This is a genomic window from Haloferula sargassicola, from assembly GCF_040362925.1.
Taxonomy (GTDB): Bacteria; Verrucomicrobiota; Verrucomicrobiia; order Verrucomicrobiales; family Akkermansiaceae; genus Haloferula; species Haloferula sargassicola.
In genome coordinates this window covers 95,259-112,184 of record NZ_BAABRI010000004.1, presented here as the reverse complement: position 1 = coordinate 112,184, position 16,926 = coordinate 95,259, and the positions used below count along the sequence as shown (strand labels likewise).

Genomic DNA, 16,926 nt, shown 5'->3' with positions numbered 1-16,926 from the left:
GGGTGGTTTTAACAAGATCGGTTTTCAGTCGGACCGGTGGAGCCTCTTCCTGCGGAAAAAAAACCACCCACCGGTCGCAAGCAGGAGGACGCCTGCGGCGATCCAGGACAAGATGGTGATCCTGGGGATGGGCGGCGGCAAGGGGATCGGCGGGCCGGTCTGCAGCGGACCGGACTGGCTGATGATGAAGGGCGCGTAGCGCAGGACGGAAAGCTCGAAGTCCGGATCATCTCCCCGGGGAATGAGCGAGCGCTGGGTTTCCCAAAGAGCCTGGGCGGGCCGATCCGAGGCCAGCGCGCGGAGGTAGAAATCGCGCATGAAGCGGGGAGTCGACCGGTCCGAGACCGGCCACAGGGCCACGGCCACCTCGCTGGCTCCCGCCAAGTGGAAGGAGCGGCGCAGGCCGAGCAAGCCTTCCCCCGAAACGGGGGTGCCGGCCCCGGAATCGCAGGAAGAAAGCGTGACGAGCCGCGTTTTCCCCAGAGGCAGATGGGCGATCTCCGACGGGAAGAGGATATCGTCATCCGGGAGCACCGGAGGGCCGGAAAAGGGTCTAATCGCTCCCTGATAGAGCACCAGACCCCCGGCGTAAAGGAGGTCGGAATGGACATCGAAATCGATGGGCATTCCCGCCGTGTCCGCCGCGTCGGCCAGGAAAAACGCGTGGCACCCCAGGTGGAGCACGGTGGGAGAGAAATCCGGCCGCCGCAGCGCTTCCTCCCGGGCTTCCTGGTCGCTGAAGAACAGCGAGTTTTCGGGGGCCAGCCTCCTCAGGTATCCCGACTCGCGGGCCGTACCCGGCATGTCCTCCAGCGAGGACAGAAGTTGCAGCAGGCGCGACGAATGCTCGCCGGACGGGGGAGGCTTCGGAAAGTGGGAGACCGTGATCACTTCCCAGGGAGCGGCGTCGAGCTTCCGCGTCGGCGCCGGGGCGAGAAGCTCGCGCGCGTGACCCACCGTGGTGACCTGAAGGAACCGGTGGCAGAGCGGCTCCAGGTTCTCATCCAGAAGGGCGGCCAGGGGTAGGAAGTGAAGGGCTCCATCGGGCGACCACGCCACGTGCTGGGTTCCCTCCGGCAGCAGCTCGGCGATGGGTTGCCAGAACTCGCGGTCGAGGGCCTGGAGGATGGACGTGATTTTCAGGGTGGGAGGAGCACCATCGTCGCCCGACTGCCGGCCGCCGCACCATTGGAGGCGCTCGCGCAGGGCTCCCAGCCAGCGCAGGGCCTGGTCCTCGGATCCCAGCGGCACCCACTCGGGTTTTTGATCGGGGAGGTAAAGAACCGCTCCATAGCACGCCGCCGCGCGATCCTCGTTGGGGAAATACCGGCAAACATCGGCGAAAGCGGAACCGGCCGGAAGAGCGGCCGCCACCTCGGCGGCGGTCGGAATGGCTTTCCCGGAATCGCCCAGCAGTGTGTCCAGCAGCCGGCCCTTGGAAGCGATCAGCGTCGCCGCGATCCGGGCGGGATCTTCGGTGGCGCAGGGCAGGGAAACCGGGTCGAAACGGGAAAGAAAATTGAGCCGTTCGCGCTCGGTGCCGTGATGAACCACTTCATCCAGCAGCTTGAGACCCACATCGGTCGCTTCATCGACCATCTCCAAGGCCCGCGGATCGTTCATCGCGAGGCAGACGAAGGCCAGATTGCGCCGGGTTTCCTGCACGCGCAGGTGGATCGGCTCCAGGTATTTCTCCTGCAGCGCCAGGCAGCGGTCCAGAACCTCGCGGGCCTCCTGCTGGCGCCCCTGCCGGGACAGGGCGACCCCGAGGTTGTTCAGGGGAGTGATCAAGCCGGGGTGATCCTCTCCCACGGATTCCCCCAGCAGCATCACGGCATGCTGGGACGCCATCACCGCATCGTCGAGCAAGCCGAGGTTCAGGTAGATCCAGCCACGGTTGTTGATGTAGGGAACCACCCGCAGCGGTTGGTGGGGAAAGAGTTTTTCGGCGTCCGCGGAGATGCTGTTGTACTCCTCCACCGCCTTGTCGATGTTTCCCAGTCGCAAGGTGCTCAGAGCGAGCTGGGAACGCAGGTTCAGGCGCAGCTGCGGGTCGGCGAAGTCCAGCGCCAGGGCCTCGTGCAGGGAGGCGATGGAGCGCGCATGGCTGCCCAGCGTGTAATGGTAGCCGCTCAGGTGGCCGAGCAACTGCGCCCGATCGCCCGGCGCGTCTTCAGGAATGAGGCTGAGTGCTTCTTCAAGCAGTTCCTTGACCTCGGGATAATGACCGGCCACGAGCAGGTTCATCGCCAGATGGTCGAGCGAGTGGGCCAGCGCCCTCGAGGGACCGTTCCGACGACGCTCCGCAACCACCTTCTCGAGGAGTTTCCTCGAAGTGGCAAGGTGCCCGGCGTCCTGCTCGGTGAGGGCCAGAGCTTCCCGGGCGTCGGTTATTTTCGCTGCCGGTGCCCCGGCGAAATGCCGGACCGCCTCGCGGAGGTTCTGCAGGGCCTCCGGGGTTTTTCCCAATTGCCGGCGCACGATCCCCAGCGCTTGAAGCGAGTCCGCCAGCGCGAATCGGGCATCCTTCGAGGGATGCTCCGCCAATTCCTTCCTCCAGTCGGCGACCAGCCCCGACAGGTCCTGTTCCGCCGCCGCGGGGTCGCTCAGATCTAGATCCTCCGAAGCTGCGATCTTCGCCGGGCCGGCCAACCCGACGAGCCAAAACATGCCGACGAGACAGGGGAGGCACCTGCCGCCCAGGCCTTGAAATGAAAAACGAAGTCGCCTGCTTGCCATCGGAGTCGCGGATCCCAAGCGGCGGGCAAAAAAGCAGCCACCCGTCGTTGGAGTTAGTATTCAACTCCAAGAAATCGGGAAACCCCATGTTTTTCTCTCCACCCGTCCATGGGGATTCTACGAAAAAGCCGGAATCCCCGAGGGATTCCGGCTGATGGGAAAGGACAGGCTTGCTGCGGGGCCGAAGCTTATTCGAACTGAACTTCGAGGCAGTAGGAGGCCGATGCCGCGGTGTCGTTGAAGGAAACCTCCACCGGCACCCTGCCATTGACGACGCTCCCCAAGGTGATCGTGCCCGTGGGCGCGGCATCCCAGGTGTCGGCGGATTTTTCCTTCAATACCCGCCAGTACCCGCCGGCGGCGAGGCGGGTGACATCTCCCGCGGCCAGGGTCCCTTGGGGGACCGAGAAGGAGAGCGTGGACCGGGATCCCTCCCGCTTCAGCTTGAGGCTGACGGGGATGCTGGTGCTGTCCGACCAGTCGGTGCCGAAGAACGCCTCGACCTCGTTGGGGGCGCCATCGTAGTCGATGTCCTCCGGAACCGGGATCTGAAGAATGGAAATCGCGCCAGCGGCTAGGCGGCCTTTCAGGGTCGCTTCCAGCTCCTGAGGGGTGGCCTCCGGATCGGCCGAGAGTTCGAGCAGGGCGGCTCCGGCGGCGATGGCGGTGGCGGGGCTGGTGCCATTCATCAGGCTCGTCTGCCCGGCCCCGGGATTGGCGGGGTTCAGGCAGCGGACATTCTGGCCCGGGCAGTAGAAATCCACCGCAGAGCCGTAGTTGGAAACGGAGTAGCGGAGGTTGCTCGAAGTGCTGGCACCGACACAGATCGCTCCCTGCACCGTGCCATTCGATGCGGGGGTGTAGTTCGAGGCGCTCGCGCTGTTGTTCCCGGCGGAAAAGACCACCGTCATTCCTTCGTGGAGCGCCTCGGCCACGGCGGCGTTGACCAGATAGCTCTGCCCCGGCGCACTGGCGGCGCAGCAGATCACGGCAGGCACATCCGGGTGCTCCGATTGATAATCGACCGCCTTGTAGATCGCGTTGGCAAGATCCCCGGTGCTCGTCGTCGCCGTTCCGTTCATCAAGTTGATGTTCACCACCTGGATCGGCGTCGAGGGAGCGATGCCCGCCTCGCTGCCGGCGATGATCGAAAGCATCTTGGTGCCGTGATCGACCGTCGGACTGGAGGACCCGCCTTCGTAGAGGGCCTCGTAGTGCTCGAACACGAGGTTCGGATTCTTGTTGAACCAGGCGGAGGAGTTGTCGACCGCCGAGTCGAGGAGATACAGACGGACCGGGGTCTTCGGTTCCGGGTAGGCGTATCCCGTGTTGGAGGCGGTGTAGGTGATGTCATTCATTCTCGCTGGCGCCCAACCAGCTGTCGGATTCCATCCCTGGAGTTCCACCTGAAGGGCCTCCGATGCTGCCGGAATGATGGGAATCGGATGGGCGTTGACGCCGGGCAGGAAGCCCAGCACGACGAGGGTGCGTAAGTATCGAGACATGACGGCGTGTGTGTTGTTAGCCGCCGTGTTGTGTATGTGTTAAACCATTAGAAGTCTAGATGTTTGTTGTAACTTAAGCTTCTTGTATACTATCATTTAAGAGATAAAACAATAAACTGGATTGCAATGTTTGCCCGAAAAACGGCAAACATTGAGTTGCCGACCTGTCGGATGTTCCGCGACATTGAATTATTTGCCGATCTTTACGCTGGGACCGGAAACCGCCGTGACAGCAACAAAAAGCCCGGACGCGAAGGCGCCCGGGCAGGAGGGTGGGGAAACCGGTCCCCGCAAAAACTCAGCTCAGCGGAATGCGCAAACCCAGGAGGGTGGTCACCGCGCCGGTCATGATCGGGGCCAGACTCATCGGGTCGTGAGAGACATTGCACGCATATTGAAAAAATGCGCGATGTCCTTCGGTGGGAAAAAGGAGCTCCGGAACGGTCAGCGCCAGCGATCCGAGGATGGCGGGCAGGGTGGAGCAGATCATGATCGCCGCCTGCGCCCCGCTGTAGCGGGCTTGGATGACGGCTTTGGGACCTTCAACGAAGGTTTCCTTCATGCCGTGGACCACACGGTGGCGGTGCAGGTTCGGCCGCGGCCGCTGACCTGCGCAGAGGTATTGGCTCGGGATGGTGGACAGCATACTGCTTCAATCGCCCCACCCGGCGACCGCTTCCACACAAATCCAAGGTTTGCGTATATTACACCCTTACGTAAATCCGTGGGGCTCTTGCCGCGCGGATCTCAGTCCGACCGCTTGGAGATCTCCCAGATTTCCACAATCTGGTTGCGTTCGGGGATCCGGGAGGAAAAGCGGTCGGTTTGACCGAGGTAAGCGGCCTGGACCTTCTGGGAACGATCCTTGGCTCCATTGAGCATCCGCGCGACGTTGGTGGCGCGGTTGGAGGAAAGGGCGCGGTTGGCATCGACATTACCGGTTTCCGAAGCGTACCCGACGACAAAGAGCATGGCGTTTTTCGGCGCTTGGCGGGCGATTTCGGCCAGCTCCTGGTCGAGCGGCGGAGCCACGTCGGCGGAGCCGGTGGCGAAGGTGCAGGTGCGCATGACGTTGGCGCCGAGCTTGGCGCCAAAGCGGCTGTAGGCGGTGGAGATTTCCGAGTCGGCCTTGCCTTCGAGATCCTGGAGCGCCTGATAGAGAGCGACGGCCTCGGGCCGGATCTCCGATGCGGTGCCGGCGAAAATGGTCGCCTCGTTGAGTTTCTTCACCAGCTCGCTGATGCGGCGGTGGAGTTCCGTGTTTTCCGACTCGGAGGCGGCGAGCCGCTCCCGCAGCGACTGGGGCACCTCCCGGGCCTCGGCCAGGTCCTTTTCCAGCGCGGTGATCCTCGCCCGGGCGGACTCCAGATCGGACTTGAGCGTGGTGGCGTAGGAGGCGTCCATCATCGCCTTGTCGAGATCGCTCTTGGCGGAGCCGAGAAGGTCCCTCAGACGCTTCTGGTCCTTCAGCGCGCTGACGCTTTCCTCGCGCAACCGGTCGATTTCCGAATCCTTCTCCTGGATGAGAGACTCGAAGCTCTGGGCCAGGGCCGACAGGGTGGAGGCGTCTTCCTTGATTCGCGCCGAGACCTGCTCGGCCGTTTCCACGGACTGCCCCGAGGCGATGGGCTCGAGCCCGAGCGACACCCGGGTGCGATTCAGCTCGGCGCGGCGGGTTTCCAGGTCGGCCTTGAGGGAGGCCATGCCGGTGCTCTCATAGGGCTCGGTGCCCGATGGCTGCCGGGGGACGAAATTCTGGAAAATCAGGACGCCCAGCAGGGTGATGATGATGAAGCCGATCACCGCCACGGCCGGGGAGACGACCGAGGACTTGGTCGCGGGCTCGGTGACGGTTTCCTCGCCGGCGGCGTCGTCGTCGGTGCCGGCAGGGGCCGACTCGAGGTTTTCGTCGTCGGAGACGGAGGCTTCGGAATGCGGGTCGTCGGGCATCGGATCAGGTGTGGAGATTCAGGAGGTCTTCGGGCCGGGTCACCAGGTGCTCAGGCTTTTCCATCAGCAGGGCCTCGGGCGAATTGAAGCCCCAGGTCACGGCGGCGACGTGGATGCCGGCCTTGCGCGAAGCCTTCACATCGCGGATTTCGTCGCCGACGTAGAGCATTTCCTCCGAGGCGAGCGAGAACGTTTTTCGGATCGCACGCAGGTGCTTGGCTTTTCCCGTGAGCTTTGAGGTCGAGGAGATGAAGTCGAACAACTCCCGAAGCCCGTGGGACCGCAGGAAAAGATCAACATTGGTGGGCGCATTCGAGGTGAGAATGCCGAACGAGTGGCAGCGCTGGCGGAGGGAGGGAAGGATGCCCGCCATGCCCTCGATCAGAGGGAGATGCATGATGTTTCCCCGCATGAGCGTCGTGCCACGGGCGATCAGGCCGGGGACCCGGCGTTTCGGGATCGACAGGTGCTTGATGAGTTCCTTCAGCGAGAAATGGCGAAGGCCCGGCAGTTCCTCGGAAGTCACTTGGCGCAGCCCGAGTTCCGGCGCCATTTCATTGAAAATCCGGCGGCTTTCCTCGAGCGTGTCCGCCAAGGTGCCGTCGAAGTCGAAAATAATCGTCCGGTAAGCCATCCGCCCGAAGGGGAAACGCTGGGTCAGGGACCGCCAAGGAAAATCAGGGCCGGGCGAGCGGCAGATTGGGATCGATCGGCTCGCTGAGGGGCGAGCTGCGGCCTTCCGCGTGGCGCAACAAGGCCGCGAACCCGATCATTGCCGCATTGTCGGTGCACAGCCCCGGATCGGCGGTGAGCAATCGATAGCCGGCCTGCTCGCACGCCCGCTGGAAATCCCGCCGCAAGGTGGAGTTCAGCGACACCCCGCCTGACAGGGCGATGGTCCCCCGCCCGGCATGACGGGCGGCTTTCAGGGTTTTCGTGACCAGCACGTCGATCACGGCCTGCTGGAAGCTGGCACAGAGGTCCGGCAGGTCTTCGGGCCGCGGGGTGCCGGACTCAGGATGGCGGTCGGTCAAGGTGTAGAGCACCGCGGTCTTCAGGCCGGAGAAGGAAAAGTCGAAGCTCCGGTCCTTCAGCATCGAGCGCGGGAAATCAAAAGCCGTCGGGCGGCCCCCCATGGCGGTTTTTTCGATTTCCGGACCACCGGGGTAGGGGAGGCCCAGCATCTTCGCCACCTTGTCGAAAGCCTCGCCCGCGGCGTCGTCGCGGGTGGTGCCGAGCTTGCGGTAGCGCCCCGGGCCTTCGACATCGAGCAGCAGCGTGTGGCCTCCGGAAACAATCAGGGCCACGTGCGGCGGGACCTCGCCGAGGCCGACAAACGGCGACAGCAGGTGGCCCTCGAGGTGGTTGATGGCAAGGAATGGCCTGCCGGCCGCGGCAGCCATGGCCTTGGCCGCGGTGGCCCCCACGAGCAGGGACGAGGCCAGCCCGGGGCCCGAAGTGGCGCTGTAGGCATCGATGTCCTCGACGGTGACGCCGGCGTGTTCCAAGACCTGCTCGACCAGTGGCCGCAGGTGCAGCGAGTGGTTGCGCGAGGCCAGCTCGGGAACGACCCCGCCGTAGACGCGATGCAGCTCGATCTGGCTGGCGATTTCCGAGGCCAGAATCGCCGCCGGGCCGCCCGGACGCCCGCGGAGAATGGCGACGGCGGTTTCGTCGCAGGATGATTCGATGGCGAGGATGATCGGCATGGGCGAAATGCGAGCATCTTCAGCGACCCGGCGCCTGGCAAGGCGGATGGAATCGCTTCCCGCACCCATGCCTCCCTCTCACTCCGCCACTGCAGCTTCCTCGTGGGTGGGCGCCACCTCGGTTTGTTCGTCCGGCTTCCTCAGCAGAGTCGCGAACTCGCCGGCCCAATCCTCGGCCTTCGGATGGTCGACGTATTTTTCCAAATGCTGGAACATCCGAAGCGCGGCGCCCCGTTCGTCGCCGGCCTCGTAGACATCGACCTCCATTTTCCAAAGCAGCTCGGGATACGTCTCGGCGATGAACTTGTCCATTTCCGGCGTCCGCAACGCGTCCTTCATGCCCACCCGGTTCGGTCCGTCCTCGCCGCGCTTGCGGCGCGTCCACGTTTCACGGCCGTCGATTTCCTGCTGGATCCTTCTCATCCACATGGCCCGGAGTCCATCGGTGCTCTCCGGCTTGCGCAGCGGCGGGAGCAGGACCTTGTCGTAGACCGCCTCCAGATCCACGGGCGACATCGGCCAGTCGTCCACCTGCACGTCGGTGATCTCATAGGCGCGGGCGAAGACGGTGCCGGTGACGCCCTGACGGAGGGTTCGTTCCTCGTCCTTGAGCAGATTCAGATCGGAAAACACATCATCCACCGCCGCTCCGGCCTGGTCCGCGAACCTCGTCGGCGGGCCGTGCGAGGCGACCTGCAGGGTCAGGATCAGCCAGCGCAGCTGGTGGCGTAGAGCCCGCTTGAAGCCCATGCTCTTCAGGTGGTCCGACTCCTTGCGCTTCCACTCGCGGAAATCCTGGCTCTTCTTGTATTGGTCCTCGAAGTCGACCTTTTCAACGCACTTCAGGTAGAGGTCCATGGCGGCCTCCTCGCTGCCCGCGCCCTCGCGGAAAGCCGCCACCGCCATGCTGAAACGCGCCTCGACCTTGGCGTCGGCGGCGTCCTGGATCTTTTTCAGTTTGTCCAGCAACGCCTCCCGGTCCGATTGCGTCAGGGACTGGGCCGACAGGCCGGTCGCGAGACTGAGGAGGATAGGCAGCAGGAAACGAAGGCGCATGGGGGTTCTCGAAACTAGGATTTTTCCCTCAACGCCGGCAGCCGGGCAAAGCTTTCAATGCCGGTTGCCGCAAGTGTCAGTGCGGGAGGGTCTTGAGCGCCGCCTGGACCACCGGATCGGTCCAGCCGTCGAGCCGCGACAGCTCCTGCGGCGTCAGGCTCCCGCGGCGAAACGACAGCCCGATTTTCTCGCGCGCGGCGTCATCGGTTTCCACCGGCACGTCCGGGGTGATGCCCACGCCATGCGGGGTGCGGCCGCTGGGCGTGTGGTAGGTGGCGATGGTCAACCGCAGCGCGGTGCCGCCGCCCATCGGGATGATGTTCTGCACGGAGCCCTTGCCGTAGCTGACCTCGCCGACGATCTCGGCGCGGTCCAAGTCCTGCAACGCGCCCGAGGTCAGCTCGGAAGCGGAGGCCGAGCCGCGGTCGATGAGCACCGCCATGGGGTAGCCGCGCTGGCGCCGTTGACGCTCGGGCGTGGTGAAGGTGTCGATGACGCCCTCGCGACCGCGGGTGGTGACGACTTCGGTTTCCGGCGGCAGGAACAGGCCGAGAATCTTCACCGTGGCGGAAAGCGAGCCGCCGGGGTTGCCGCGGAGGTCGAGGATCAAGCGCTGCATGCCGGTGTCCTCCATCTCGTCGAGCGCGGCCTCGATTTCCCGCGGCGCGGCGGCGGTGAACTCGGCGAGGCGCAGGTAGCCGGTGCCGGTTTCGTCGATCAGGTGGAAATCGGTGACCGCACGGGTCGGGACGGCGTGGTGGGTCAGCTCGATCTCGATCGGCTTCGGCTCGGCGGGCGACTTGAGCTTCAGCTTCGCCGTTTCGCCGGCCGCCTTTTGAAGCGAGCCGAGGATTTCGTCCAATGGTCGGCCGACCGTCCCGTGGCCGTCGATTTCCAACAGCGCGGATCCGGGCAGCAGAGAGGCCGCCGACGCGGCGGATCCTGGCAGGACCTGGGCGAGGTAGGGTCCGTCATCGCGCCAGCCGAGAACCATGCCGAGCGAGGGGACGGCGGGGTCGAGCTCGGGGTTGGCCTTCATCATGGCGGCCATTTCCGGGTGGATGAAGGACGAGTGGGGATCAAGCGAGGCCAGCATGCCTTCGAGCGCGTGGTTGACGAGGCGGTCGTAGCCGAGCTTGTCGACGTCGATGTGCCGCTCCCGGACCTGTTCGAGAACCTCGATGAAACGCTCGATCGCCGGGTAGGCGGCCTCGTCGGGATCCGGCGGGGACTGGGCGAGGAGCGGGGTGGCGAGGAGGAGGATGAACAGGCAGCGCACGAGCGAAAGCGTGAGGGATCGTGCGGAGGACGGCACGCTGAAAGCGCATGCTCCTCCCGCAAACCTGGAGGTTCGCGCCACTCAGGCGTGCCGCTGCAACCAGGCGGCGGCGTAGCCGCAGATCGGGTGGATCGTGAGGTCGCGCGCGCGGGCGAAGTCGACGACGCCCTGCATGAGCCGGCCAGCGGCGCCTTGGCCGCGCAGAGCCGGGTCGGCCTCGACGTGCGGGATCACCAGCACGTCGCCCTCGATCCGGTAGTCGGCGAAGGCGAGCTTGCCTTGCTCGACGAGTTCGAAGCGCTGGCGGTCGGTGTTGTCGGTGACTTCCGACATGGTTTACGGGCGGGTCAGCCAGGTCTGGGCTTCGGTTTCCTCGTCGAGGGTGAAGGCCTTGATTTCGAGGCCGGGCAGCAGCTTGCCCTCCCATTCGCTGATTTTTCGAATCCAGTCCTTTTCCGCCAGGATCGCGGCCCGGCGGAAGCGTCGCATCAGGCGCAGCATCTTCGGCATGCGGGAGATTTCGATGGCGATGGCGTGCGGAGTGGGGATTTGAAAATCCTCGACGCGGTAGAGCAGCGTTCCGTTTTCGATGCCTTCGGACTGGGCGCAGAATTCATCCAGCACCGCGTGCATGCCTTCGGCATCGAGCTGACCGCCAAAGGTCATGTCGAGGTGGTTGCCGGTTCGGTGGATCTTGAACATGCGAAATCTTCGCATTGAAATTCAACCCGCGCAAAGCGGGCTTTCACCGTCGCCGACGGAAAATCAGGGCCAAACCAGTGAGAGCGAGAAACGCCGTGGACGGCTCGGGCACGGCAAGAATGCCCGTGTTTTCGGTGATCCAGGGGAAGAATGAGTCGAGGTAAGTCGCCCCGCTGACCGCGCCGTAGCGGCTGTTGGTGCCCTGCGGGCGGCTATCGAGGGTGCTGCGGAAACTGGTGATGCCAATAAGTCGCGGCACGCCGTCGATCATGACGAAGACGCCGCCGCCGCTATCGCCGGGCGCGACACAGCCCTCGAGCGCGCTGGGTGTGGGATCGGAGCCGGGGGAATTGTCGGCGTCGAGGCCGCTGTCGAAGTCGGCGAGAATGGCGGTGCCGGGAAGACCTTCGTAGTCGGGATGGTCGCCGAAGACATCGATGACGTTGGTAAAGGCTCGAAGCTCGATGAGCGACGGGCTGGCGCCGGAGCTGCCGTCTCCGGTGAAACCGGTGCCGACCCAGGTCGCGTCGAGGCCGAGGACGTCGGTCGGCGTGCCGAATTGATACAGGGTGGCCGCCGGGACGTTGCCGACGGAGGTTTGGAGGAGGAGCAGTCCGAGATCGGAGTTGGGGAAAGCGAGGTCCGGATGAATGATGCTACTGGAAACGGCGTAGGTGCTGCCGCCGATGGTGAAGGAGCCGCCGGCTTTTCCCTGTGCGACGTGGCCGGCGGTGAGCACCCAGCGGTCTCCGATGAGGACGCCGGAACCTTGCAGGCCGCTGCCGGCAATGGTGCCGACGGAGGTGTAGGGCGCCGCGAGGTCGCGCGACAGCTGGGGATCAACGGAGTCGAGCAGCGTGGACGCGGACGCCGTGGCGACCATGGAGGCCGCAAAAACAAGTCGATTGAGCACGGCGCTTTCTACAGGCAACCCGAATCTGGAGCTAGGCTTTCTCTTTGAGAAGTGTCTGCGAAAGTGCGTAGCCGAGTTTGTCGGGGGCTTTGCCGTTGGAGCTGAGGAGCTGCTCGCAGCGGTGGATGCCGCGGTCGCAGATGTATTGGGCGATCTGGATCGAGCGCTTGTCGCCGAGCTGATGGGCGCGGGCGGCGGAGAGGCTGAGGGTGAGCAGCTCGGCGGCGGTGTCGACGAGGCGGCCGAGAAGGAGCTGTTGGCGGTCGAGCTTGGGACCGTATTTCGCCATCGAGTGGAAGATCGCGCGCGCCAGCCGGCGGCTGAGCGAGGCGGTCTTTTTCATCGAAGCCTTGAGGCCGGCGTCGAGGTCGTAGGGGATCTTGCCGGACCGCGGCAGCCACTTTTGCGGATACCAGGCGGCGTAGTGGAGGCCGGCACCGACGGCGGTTCTGGCGCGTTCGGACATCGGCTTGCGGGTATCGAGCGCGGCGGCGCCGCGGCGCAGGTGGGGATCGAGCGCCTCGCGGGCGATGAAGAGATGCATGATCTCGGTCGAGCCCTCGAAGATCGTGTTGATGCGGGAGTCGCGCAGCAGGCGCTCGATCGGGTCGGGCTTCTCGCCGCGGTTGCGCAGCGAGTCGGCGGTCTCGTAGCCGCGACCGCCCTTGATCTGCATGGTGGAATCGACCCCGCGCCAACCGGCTTCGGTGCCCCACAGCTTGGCGATCGCGGCCTCCATGCGGATGTCGGCCGAATGGTCTCGATCGACCAGTGCGGAGGTGAAAAGGACGAGGCTCTCGGTGGCGAAAGCATCGGCGGCGAGGTCGGCGAGCTTGGCGGCGATCGCGGCGTGCTTGCCGATTTCCTGGCCCCACTGGACGCGGCTGCCGGCCCAGTCGAGCGACATCTCGAGGCAACGGTCGAGCAGGCCCACGCAGGCCGCGGGCAGCGTGAGGCGGCCGGTGTTCAGCGTGGTCAGTGCGACCTTGAGGCCCTTGCCGACGCCGCCGACGACGTTCTCGTTCGGCACGCGGACATCGGTGAAGCGGATCACGCCGTTGTAGAGCGCCTTGAGGCCCATGAAACGGCAGCGCGTCACGATCTCGACGCCGGGCTGGTTCGTCTCGACGATGAAGGCGGTGGTGGCGTGCGGTTTTTCCTCGGTGGGCGTGCGCGCCATGACGATGACGGCGTCCGACTTGAGGACGTTGGTGCACCAGAGCTTTTCGCCGTTAAGCAGCCAACTGTGGCCATCGTACTTCGCCTCGGTCTTCATGCGTGCGGGATCGGAACCGACTTCCTTTTCCGTGAGAGCGAAGGCGGAAATCGAGCCGGCGGCGCAGCGGGTGAGGTATTTCTTCTTCTGCGCCTCGGTGCCGAAGACGAGAAGAGGCTGCGGCAGGCCGATCGACTGGTGGGCGGAAAGCAGGGCCGTGAGATTCCCGCAATGCCGGCCGAGCAGCATGGCGGCGCGCGAGTAGTTGGTTTGCGAAAGCCCGAGCCCGCCGTATTCCTTCGGGATCTTGATGCCGAAGGCACCGAGCCGGGCGAGGCCTTCGATGACGGAGTCCGGGATCTCGCCGTCGCGGTCGATGGCGTCGGGGTCGGTTTCGTTTTCGAGGAAGGTGCGGAGCTTGGAAATGAACTCGTCGCCGGCGGCGCGTTCGTCGGCCGGCTGTTCGGGGAAGGGGAAGATGAGCGAGAAGTCGGGCGTGCCGTTGAAGATCGAGGCGGCGAAACCGGAAAGCTCGCGGGTATCGCGCGAGGACTCGGCGAGTTCGAGCGCGGCGCGCTGGCCTTCGCTCATGTTCGAGGTGTCGATGAGGGAGTCGCTCATGGGATTTCAGATTTGAGATTTCAGATTTCAGATTTGCATGGGGCCGCCGCGGAAGGGGGCGAAGCCGGTGCCGAGGACCATGGCGAGGTCGATGTCGTCGGCGGACTCGGCGATGCCCTCGTCGAGGCAGCGCCGGGCTTCGTCGGCCATCAGGCCGGCGAGGCGGCTTTGGAGGTCGCGCGGGGCAGGCTCCGAGCCGGTGCGCAGGCTGAGGGCTTTGGGCGAGGGTTCGTGGCCGTTTTTTCCGTAGCGATAGAAGCCCTTGCCGGACTTGCGTCCGAGGTGGCCGGCCTCGACGAGCTTCTCGGCGATGGCGGGGACGCGCATGCGGTCGGGAAAGGCGGCGGCGAGGGTGTGGGCGACGTGCGCGGCGACGTCGAGGCCGACTTCGTCGAGCAGGCGCAGCGGCCCCATCGGCATGCCGAAGTCGAGCATGGCGTCGTCGATGACCTTCGGGTTGCCGCCCTTTTCGAAGATCTCGGCGGCCTCGACGAGGTACGGGAGGAGGATGCGGTTGACGAGAAAGCCGGGCGAGTCCTTGACCAGCACGGGCATCTTGCCGATGCGGCGGACGAAGGCGATGGCGGTGGCGATGGCTTCGTCGGAGGTCTGGTCGGTGCGCACCACCTCGACCAACTGCATGCGGTGGACGGGGTTGAAGAAGTGGAGGCCGAGCAGGCGCCACGGGTTCTCGATCGAACCGGCCAGCTCGCGGATCGGCAGGGCGGAGGTGTTGGTGGCGAGGAGGGTGTCGTGCGCGGTGCGCTGCGAGAGGTCGGCGAAGATCGTCTTCTTGATCTCCAGCTCTTCGGAGGCGGCCTCGATGACGAGCTGGCAGCGGTGAAGCGGGACGGGCCTGGCGGTGGCGTGGATGCGGTCGAGCCCGCGGGCGGCCTCGGTGGCGGAGAGGATGTGCTTTCTACGGGAAGTGTCGTAGTTCTTCGAAATGCGCGCCATGCCGGCGGCGACGGCCTTTTCCGAAATGTCGCGGAGGACGACGTCGATGCCGCGGGTGCTGAGCCAGTAGGCGATGCCGGCACCCATGACGCCCGCGCCGATGACGGCGGTGCGCTGGATCTCGCGCGGCTCGGCCTCGGTGTAGCGGTGCTTCTTGGCGCGCTCGGTCAGCTGGAAGAGCCGCATCAGGCTGGCGGTCTCGGGGCGGCGGGCGAGGTCGAGGATGGCTTCCTTTTCCCGGGAAAACGACGCGTCCTTCGAGCCGGAGACGGCGCGGCACATGACGTCGAGCGCGGCCGGCTGGGCGGGGTAGAGTCCGCGGGTCTTGTCCTCGAGGTCGTCGCCGGCCTTCTTGCGGATGACGGCGACGGAGACGGGGTTGTGGGCGAGGAAATGGGAGGGCTCGGAGCGCTTGCCGTTTTTCAGGTAGCCGAGGGAGTGGGACTCGAGGTGCTCGCGCGGCACGACGGCATCGACGAGGCCCTTGCGGCGGGCGGCTTCGGGCTTGAGGAGTTTCCCGCCGAGGACCAGTGGCAGGGCGGCGGGCAGGCCGACGAGGCGCGGCAGGCGGGTCGAGCCACCCCAGGCGGGAAGGATGCCGAGCTTGGTCTCGGGCAGGCCGATGCGGGTCTTCGACGAGTCGGAGGCGACGCGCCAATCGCAGGCCAGGGCGAGTTCGTAGCCGCCGCCGACGCAGGCGCCATGGATGGCGGCGACGGTGGGGATGCGGAGTTTTTCGAGCTGGTTGAAGACGCGGTGGCCGAGGTCGATGAGGGATGCGAGTTCGTCGCCGCTGGCCGAGGAGAGGGTCTTGAGGTCGGCGCCGGCGATGAAGATGGAAGGTTTGGCGGAGCGGAGGAGGAGGCCCTTGAGCGAGTTGTCGGCGGCGATCTGTTCGAGCTGGGTGGAGAGTTCCTCCAGCGTGGCGCGGTCGAAGATGTTGGCGGACGAGCCCTCGCGATCGAAGAGAAGGGTGGCGATGCCGTGGGTGCTTGTTAGCGAAATGTTCATGGCGCTCCTTGTTAGCGTTCGAGGAAAAGGGCGGCCCCTTGGCCGCCGCCGATGCAGAGGGTGCAGAGGGCCCGGTGGGCATTGAGTTCGCGGAGTTGGTCGAGGGCGGTGAGGATGAGGCGGGCACCGGTGGCACCGACGGGGTGGCCGAGGGCGATGGCCCCACCGCGGCGGTTGAGCTTTTCCGGCGGGATGTCGAAGCCGGACTTCGATAGCTCTTTCAAGACGGCGATGGCCTGGGCGGCGAAGGCTTCGTTGAGCTCGACGAGTTCGGCGCTGTGGGGGTCGATGCCGCGCTGGCGGAGTCGCTCGATGGCGTGGACGGGGCCGAGGCCCATGCGGGCGGGGTCGCAGCCGGCGTAGGCGTAGCCGGTGATGCGGGCGAGGGGCTGGAGGCCGAGGCGGTTGGCGGCGGACCCGCTGCCGACGAGCAGGGCGACGGCGCCATCGGTGACCTGCGAGCTGTTGCCGGCGGTGACGGTGCCTGTGCGCTTGTCGAAGATGGGCCGTAGTTTCGCGAGGCGCTCGGGGGTGGAGTCGTCGCGGATGCCGTTGTCGGAGGTGACGGCCTTGCCGTTGACGTAGACCGGGGAAATCTCGGACTTGAGGGCGTCCATGGCGTTGAGGGCCTTGCGGTGGGACTCGGCGGCGAAGGCGTCCTGCTCGCTACGGGAGATGTCGTACTCGCGGGCGAGCAGCTCGGCGGTGTCGCCCATGATCATGCCGGAGACGGGGTCGGTGAGGCCAAGCTGGAGCCCGATGCGGGGCTTGAAGTCGGCGGTGTGGAACGAGGTCAGGGCGGAGAGCTTCTGGCCGAGCGACTTCGCGCGCTGGAGGCGTGCGAACTTTTTCGCCGTGGCGTGGGAGTAGAGGAGCGGGATGCGGGACATGCTCTCGGTGCCGCCGACGAGAAACAGGTCGCCATGACCGGCGGCGGCGCGCTGGGCGGCGGTGGTGACCGCCTCCATGCCCGAGGCGCAGTTGCGGTGGACGGTGGCGGCGGGGACGTGCTCGGGAACGCCGGCACGAAGGGCGATGACGCGGGCGATGTTGGCGGCATCGGCCGGCTGGGCGACGCAGCCGAAGATGACTTCGGAGATCTCGCCGGGATCGATGCCGGACTGGGTGAGCACGGCGCTGGCGGCGTGACGGCCAAGGTCGGCGGCATCGAGCGGGTCGAGATCGCTGCCCATGCGGCAGAAGGGGGTGCGGGTGCCGGCGAAGATGTAGAAAGGAGACATGGGAAGATTGAAGATTTGAGATTGAAG

Annotated in this window: 14 protein-coding genes; all 14 read right to left on the bottom strand. The window is 65.6% G+C overall.

Annotation, left to right across the window (positions count from 1 at the left end; genetic code table 11):
* Positions 1–24: 24 nt before the first annotated feature.
* The 14 genes from ABXH26_RS04420 to ABXH26_RS04355 all read right to left on the bottom strand — a co-directional run bounded on the left by ABXH26_RS04420 (position 25) and on the right by ABXH26_RS04355 (position 16,899).
* Positions 25–2,670 (bottom strand): CHAT domain-containing protein, encoded by a 2,646-nt coding sequence (locus tag ABXH26_RS04420; RefSeq protein ID WP_353565831.1) that lies wholly within the window; start codon positions 2,668–2,670, stop codon positions 25–27.
* Between the two features lie 257 nt (positions 2,671–2,927).
* Positions 2,928–4,244: a S8 family serine peptidase gene (locus ABXH26_RS04415; protein WP_353565830.1), complete on the bottom strand. Its 1,317-nt coding sequence runs from the start codon at positions 4,242–4,244 to the stop codon at positions 2,928–2,930.
* Between the two features lie 298 nt (positions 4,245–4,542).
* Positions 4,543–4,806: a hypothetical protein gene (locus ABXH26_RS04410; RefSeq protein ID WP_353565829.1), complete on the bottom strand. Its 264-nt coding sequence runs from the start codon at positions 4,804–4,806 to the stop codon at positions 4,543–4,545.
* Positions 4,807–4,991: 185 nt separating this feature from the next.
* Positions 4,992–6,194 carry an OmpA family protein gene (locus tag ABXH26_RS04405; RefSeq protein ID WP_353565828.1) on the bottom strand — a complete coding sequence of 401 codons (1,203 nt, stop codon included), beginning with the start codon at positions 6,192–6,194 and terminating at the stop codon, positions 4,992–4,994.
* Positions 6,195–6,198: 4 nt separating this feature from the next.
* Complete coding sequence (locus tag ABXH26_RS04400) at positions 6,199–6,828, bottom strand: HAD hydrolase-like protein (protein WP_353565827.1); 630 nt, start codon at positions 6,826–6,828, stop codon at positions 6,199–6,201.
* Positions 6,829–6,871: 43 nt separating this feature from the next.
* Positions 6,872–7,903: a tRNA (adenosine(37)-N6)-threonylcarbamoyltransferase complex transferase subunit TsaD gene (tsaD, locus tag ABXH26_RS04395; RefSeq protein ID WP_353565826.1), complete on the bottom strand. Its 1,032-nt coding sequence runs from the start codon at positions 7,901–7,903 to the stop codon at positions 6,872–6,874.
* Positions 7,904–7,981: 78 nt separating this feature from the next.
* On the bottom strand, positions 7,982–8,959 hold the full coding sequence (locus tag ABXH26_RS04390; protein WP_353565825.1) for a hypothetical protein: 978 nt from the start codon (positions 8,957–8,959) through the stop codon (positions 7,982–7,984).
* 76 nt (positions 8,960–9,035) lie between these two features.
* Positions 9,036–10,274, bottom strand: coding sequence for a S41 family peptidase (locus ABXH26_RS04385; RefSeq protein WP_353565824.1), 1,239 nt, complete (start codon positions 10,272–10,274; stop codon positions 9,036–9,038).
* Positions 10,275–10,319: 45 nt separating this feature from the next.
* Complete coding sequence (locus tag ABXH26_RS04380; protein WP_353565823.1) at positions 10,320–10,571, bottom strand: GNAT family N-acetyltransferase; 252 nt, start codon at positions 10,569–10,571, stop codon at positions 10,320–10,322.
* 3 nt (positions 10,572–10,574) lie between these two features.
* Positions 10,575–10,940 (bottom strand): SpoIIAA family protein, encoded by a 366-nt coding sequence (locus ABXH26_RS04375; RefSeq protein WP_353565822.1) that lies wholly within the window; start codon positions 10,938–10,940, stop codon positions 10,575–10,577.
* Between the two features lie 43 nt (positions 10,941–10,983).
* Positions 10,984–11,823 carry a trypsin-like serine protease gene (locus tag ABXH26_RS04370; RefSeq protein ID WP_353565821.1) on the bottom strand — a complete coding sequence of 280 codons (840 nt, stop codon included), beginning with the start codon at positions 11,821–11,823 and terminating at the stop codon, positions 10,984–10,986.
* Positions 11,824–11,884: 61 nt separating this feature from the next.
* Positions 11,885–13,690 (bottom strand): acyl-CoA dehydrogenase family protein, encoded by a 1,806-nt coding sequence (locus ABXH26_RS04365; protein WP_353565820.1) that lies wholly within the window; start codon positions 13,688–13,690, stop codon positions 11,885–11,887.
* A gap of 27 nt (positions 13,691–13,717) precedes the next feature.
* A complete protein-coding gene (locus ABXH26_RS04360) occupies positions 13,718–15,658 on the bottom strand; it encodes an FAD-dependent oxidoreductase (RefSeq protein ID WP_353565819.1) in 1,941 nt (646 codons plus the stop codon).
* Between the two features lie 11 nt (positions 15,659–15,669).
* Positions 15,670–16,899, bottom strand: coding sequence for a thiolase family protein (locus ABXH26_RS04355; RefSeq protein WP_353565818.1), 1,230 nt, complete (start codon positions 16,897–16,899; stop codon positions 15,670–15,672).
* Positions 16,900–16,926: the final 27 nt, after the last annotated feature.

Excerpts from the sequence above, each read along its gene's own strand:
- ABXH26_RS04420 (WP_353565831.1), bottom strand. The coding sequence starts at position 2,670 with ATGTTTTGGCTCGTCGGGTTGGCCGGCCCGGCGAAGATCGCAGCTTCG.
- ABXH26_RS04415 (WP_353565830.1), bottom strand. The coding sequence starts at position 4,244 with ATGTCTCGATACTTACGCACCCTCGTCGTGCTGGGCTTCCTGCCCGGC.
- ABXH26_RS04410 (WP_353565829.1), bottom strand. The coding sequence starts at position 4,806 with ATGAAGGAAACCTTCGTTGAAGGTCCCAAAGCCGTCATCCAAGCCCGC.
- ABXH26_RS04405 (WP_353565828.1), bottom strand. The coding sequence starts at position 6,194 with ATGCCCGACGACCCGCATTCCGAAGCCTCCGTCTCCGACGACGAAAAC.
- ABXH26_RS04400 (WP_353565827.1), bottom strand. The coding sequence starts at position 6,828 with ATGGCTTACCGGACGATTATTTTCGACTTCGACGGCACCTTGGCGGAC.
- tsaD (WP_353565826.1), bottom strand. The coding sequence starts at position 7,903 with ATGCCGATCATCCTCGCCATCGAATCATCCTGCGACGAAACCGCCGTC.
- ABXH26_RS04390 (WP_353565825.1), bottom strand. The coding sequence starts at position 8,959 with ATGCGCCTTCGTTTCCTGCTGCCTATCCTCCTCAGTCTCGCGACCGGC.
- ABXH26_RS04380 (WP_353565823.1), bottom strand. The coding sequence starts at position 10,571 with ATGTCGGAAGTCACCGACAACACCGACCGCCAGCGCTTCGAACTCGTC.
- ABXH26_RS04375 (WP_353565822.1), bottom strand. The coding sequence starts at position 10,940 with ATGTTCAAGATCCACCGAACCGGCAACCACCTCGACATGACCTTTGGC.
- ABXH26_RS04370 (WP_353565821.1), bottom strand. The coding sequence starts at position 11,823 with ATGGTCGCCACGGCGTCCGCGTCCACGCTGCTCGACTCCGTTGATCCC.
- ABXH26_RS04365 (WP_353565820.1), bottom strand. The coding sequence starts at position 13,690 with ATGAGCGACTCCCTCATCGACACCTCGAACATGAGCGAAGGCCAGCGC.
- ABXH26_RS04360 (WP_353565819.1), bottom strand. The coding sequence starts at position 15,658 with ATGAACATTTCGCTAACAAGCACCCACGGCATCGCCACCCTTCTCTTC.
- ABXH26_RS04355 (WP_353565818.1), bottom strand. The coding sequence starts at position 16,899 with ATGTCTCCTTTCTACATCTTCGCCGGCACCCGCACCCCCTTCTGCCGC.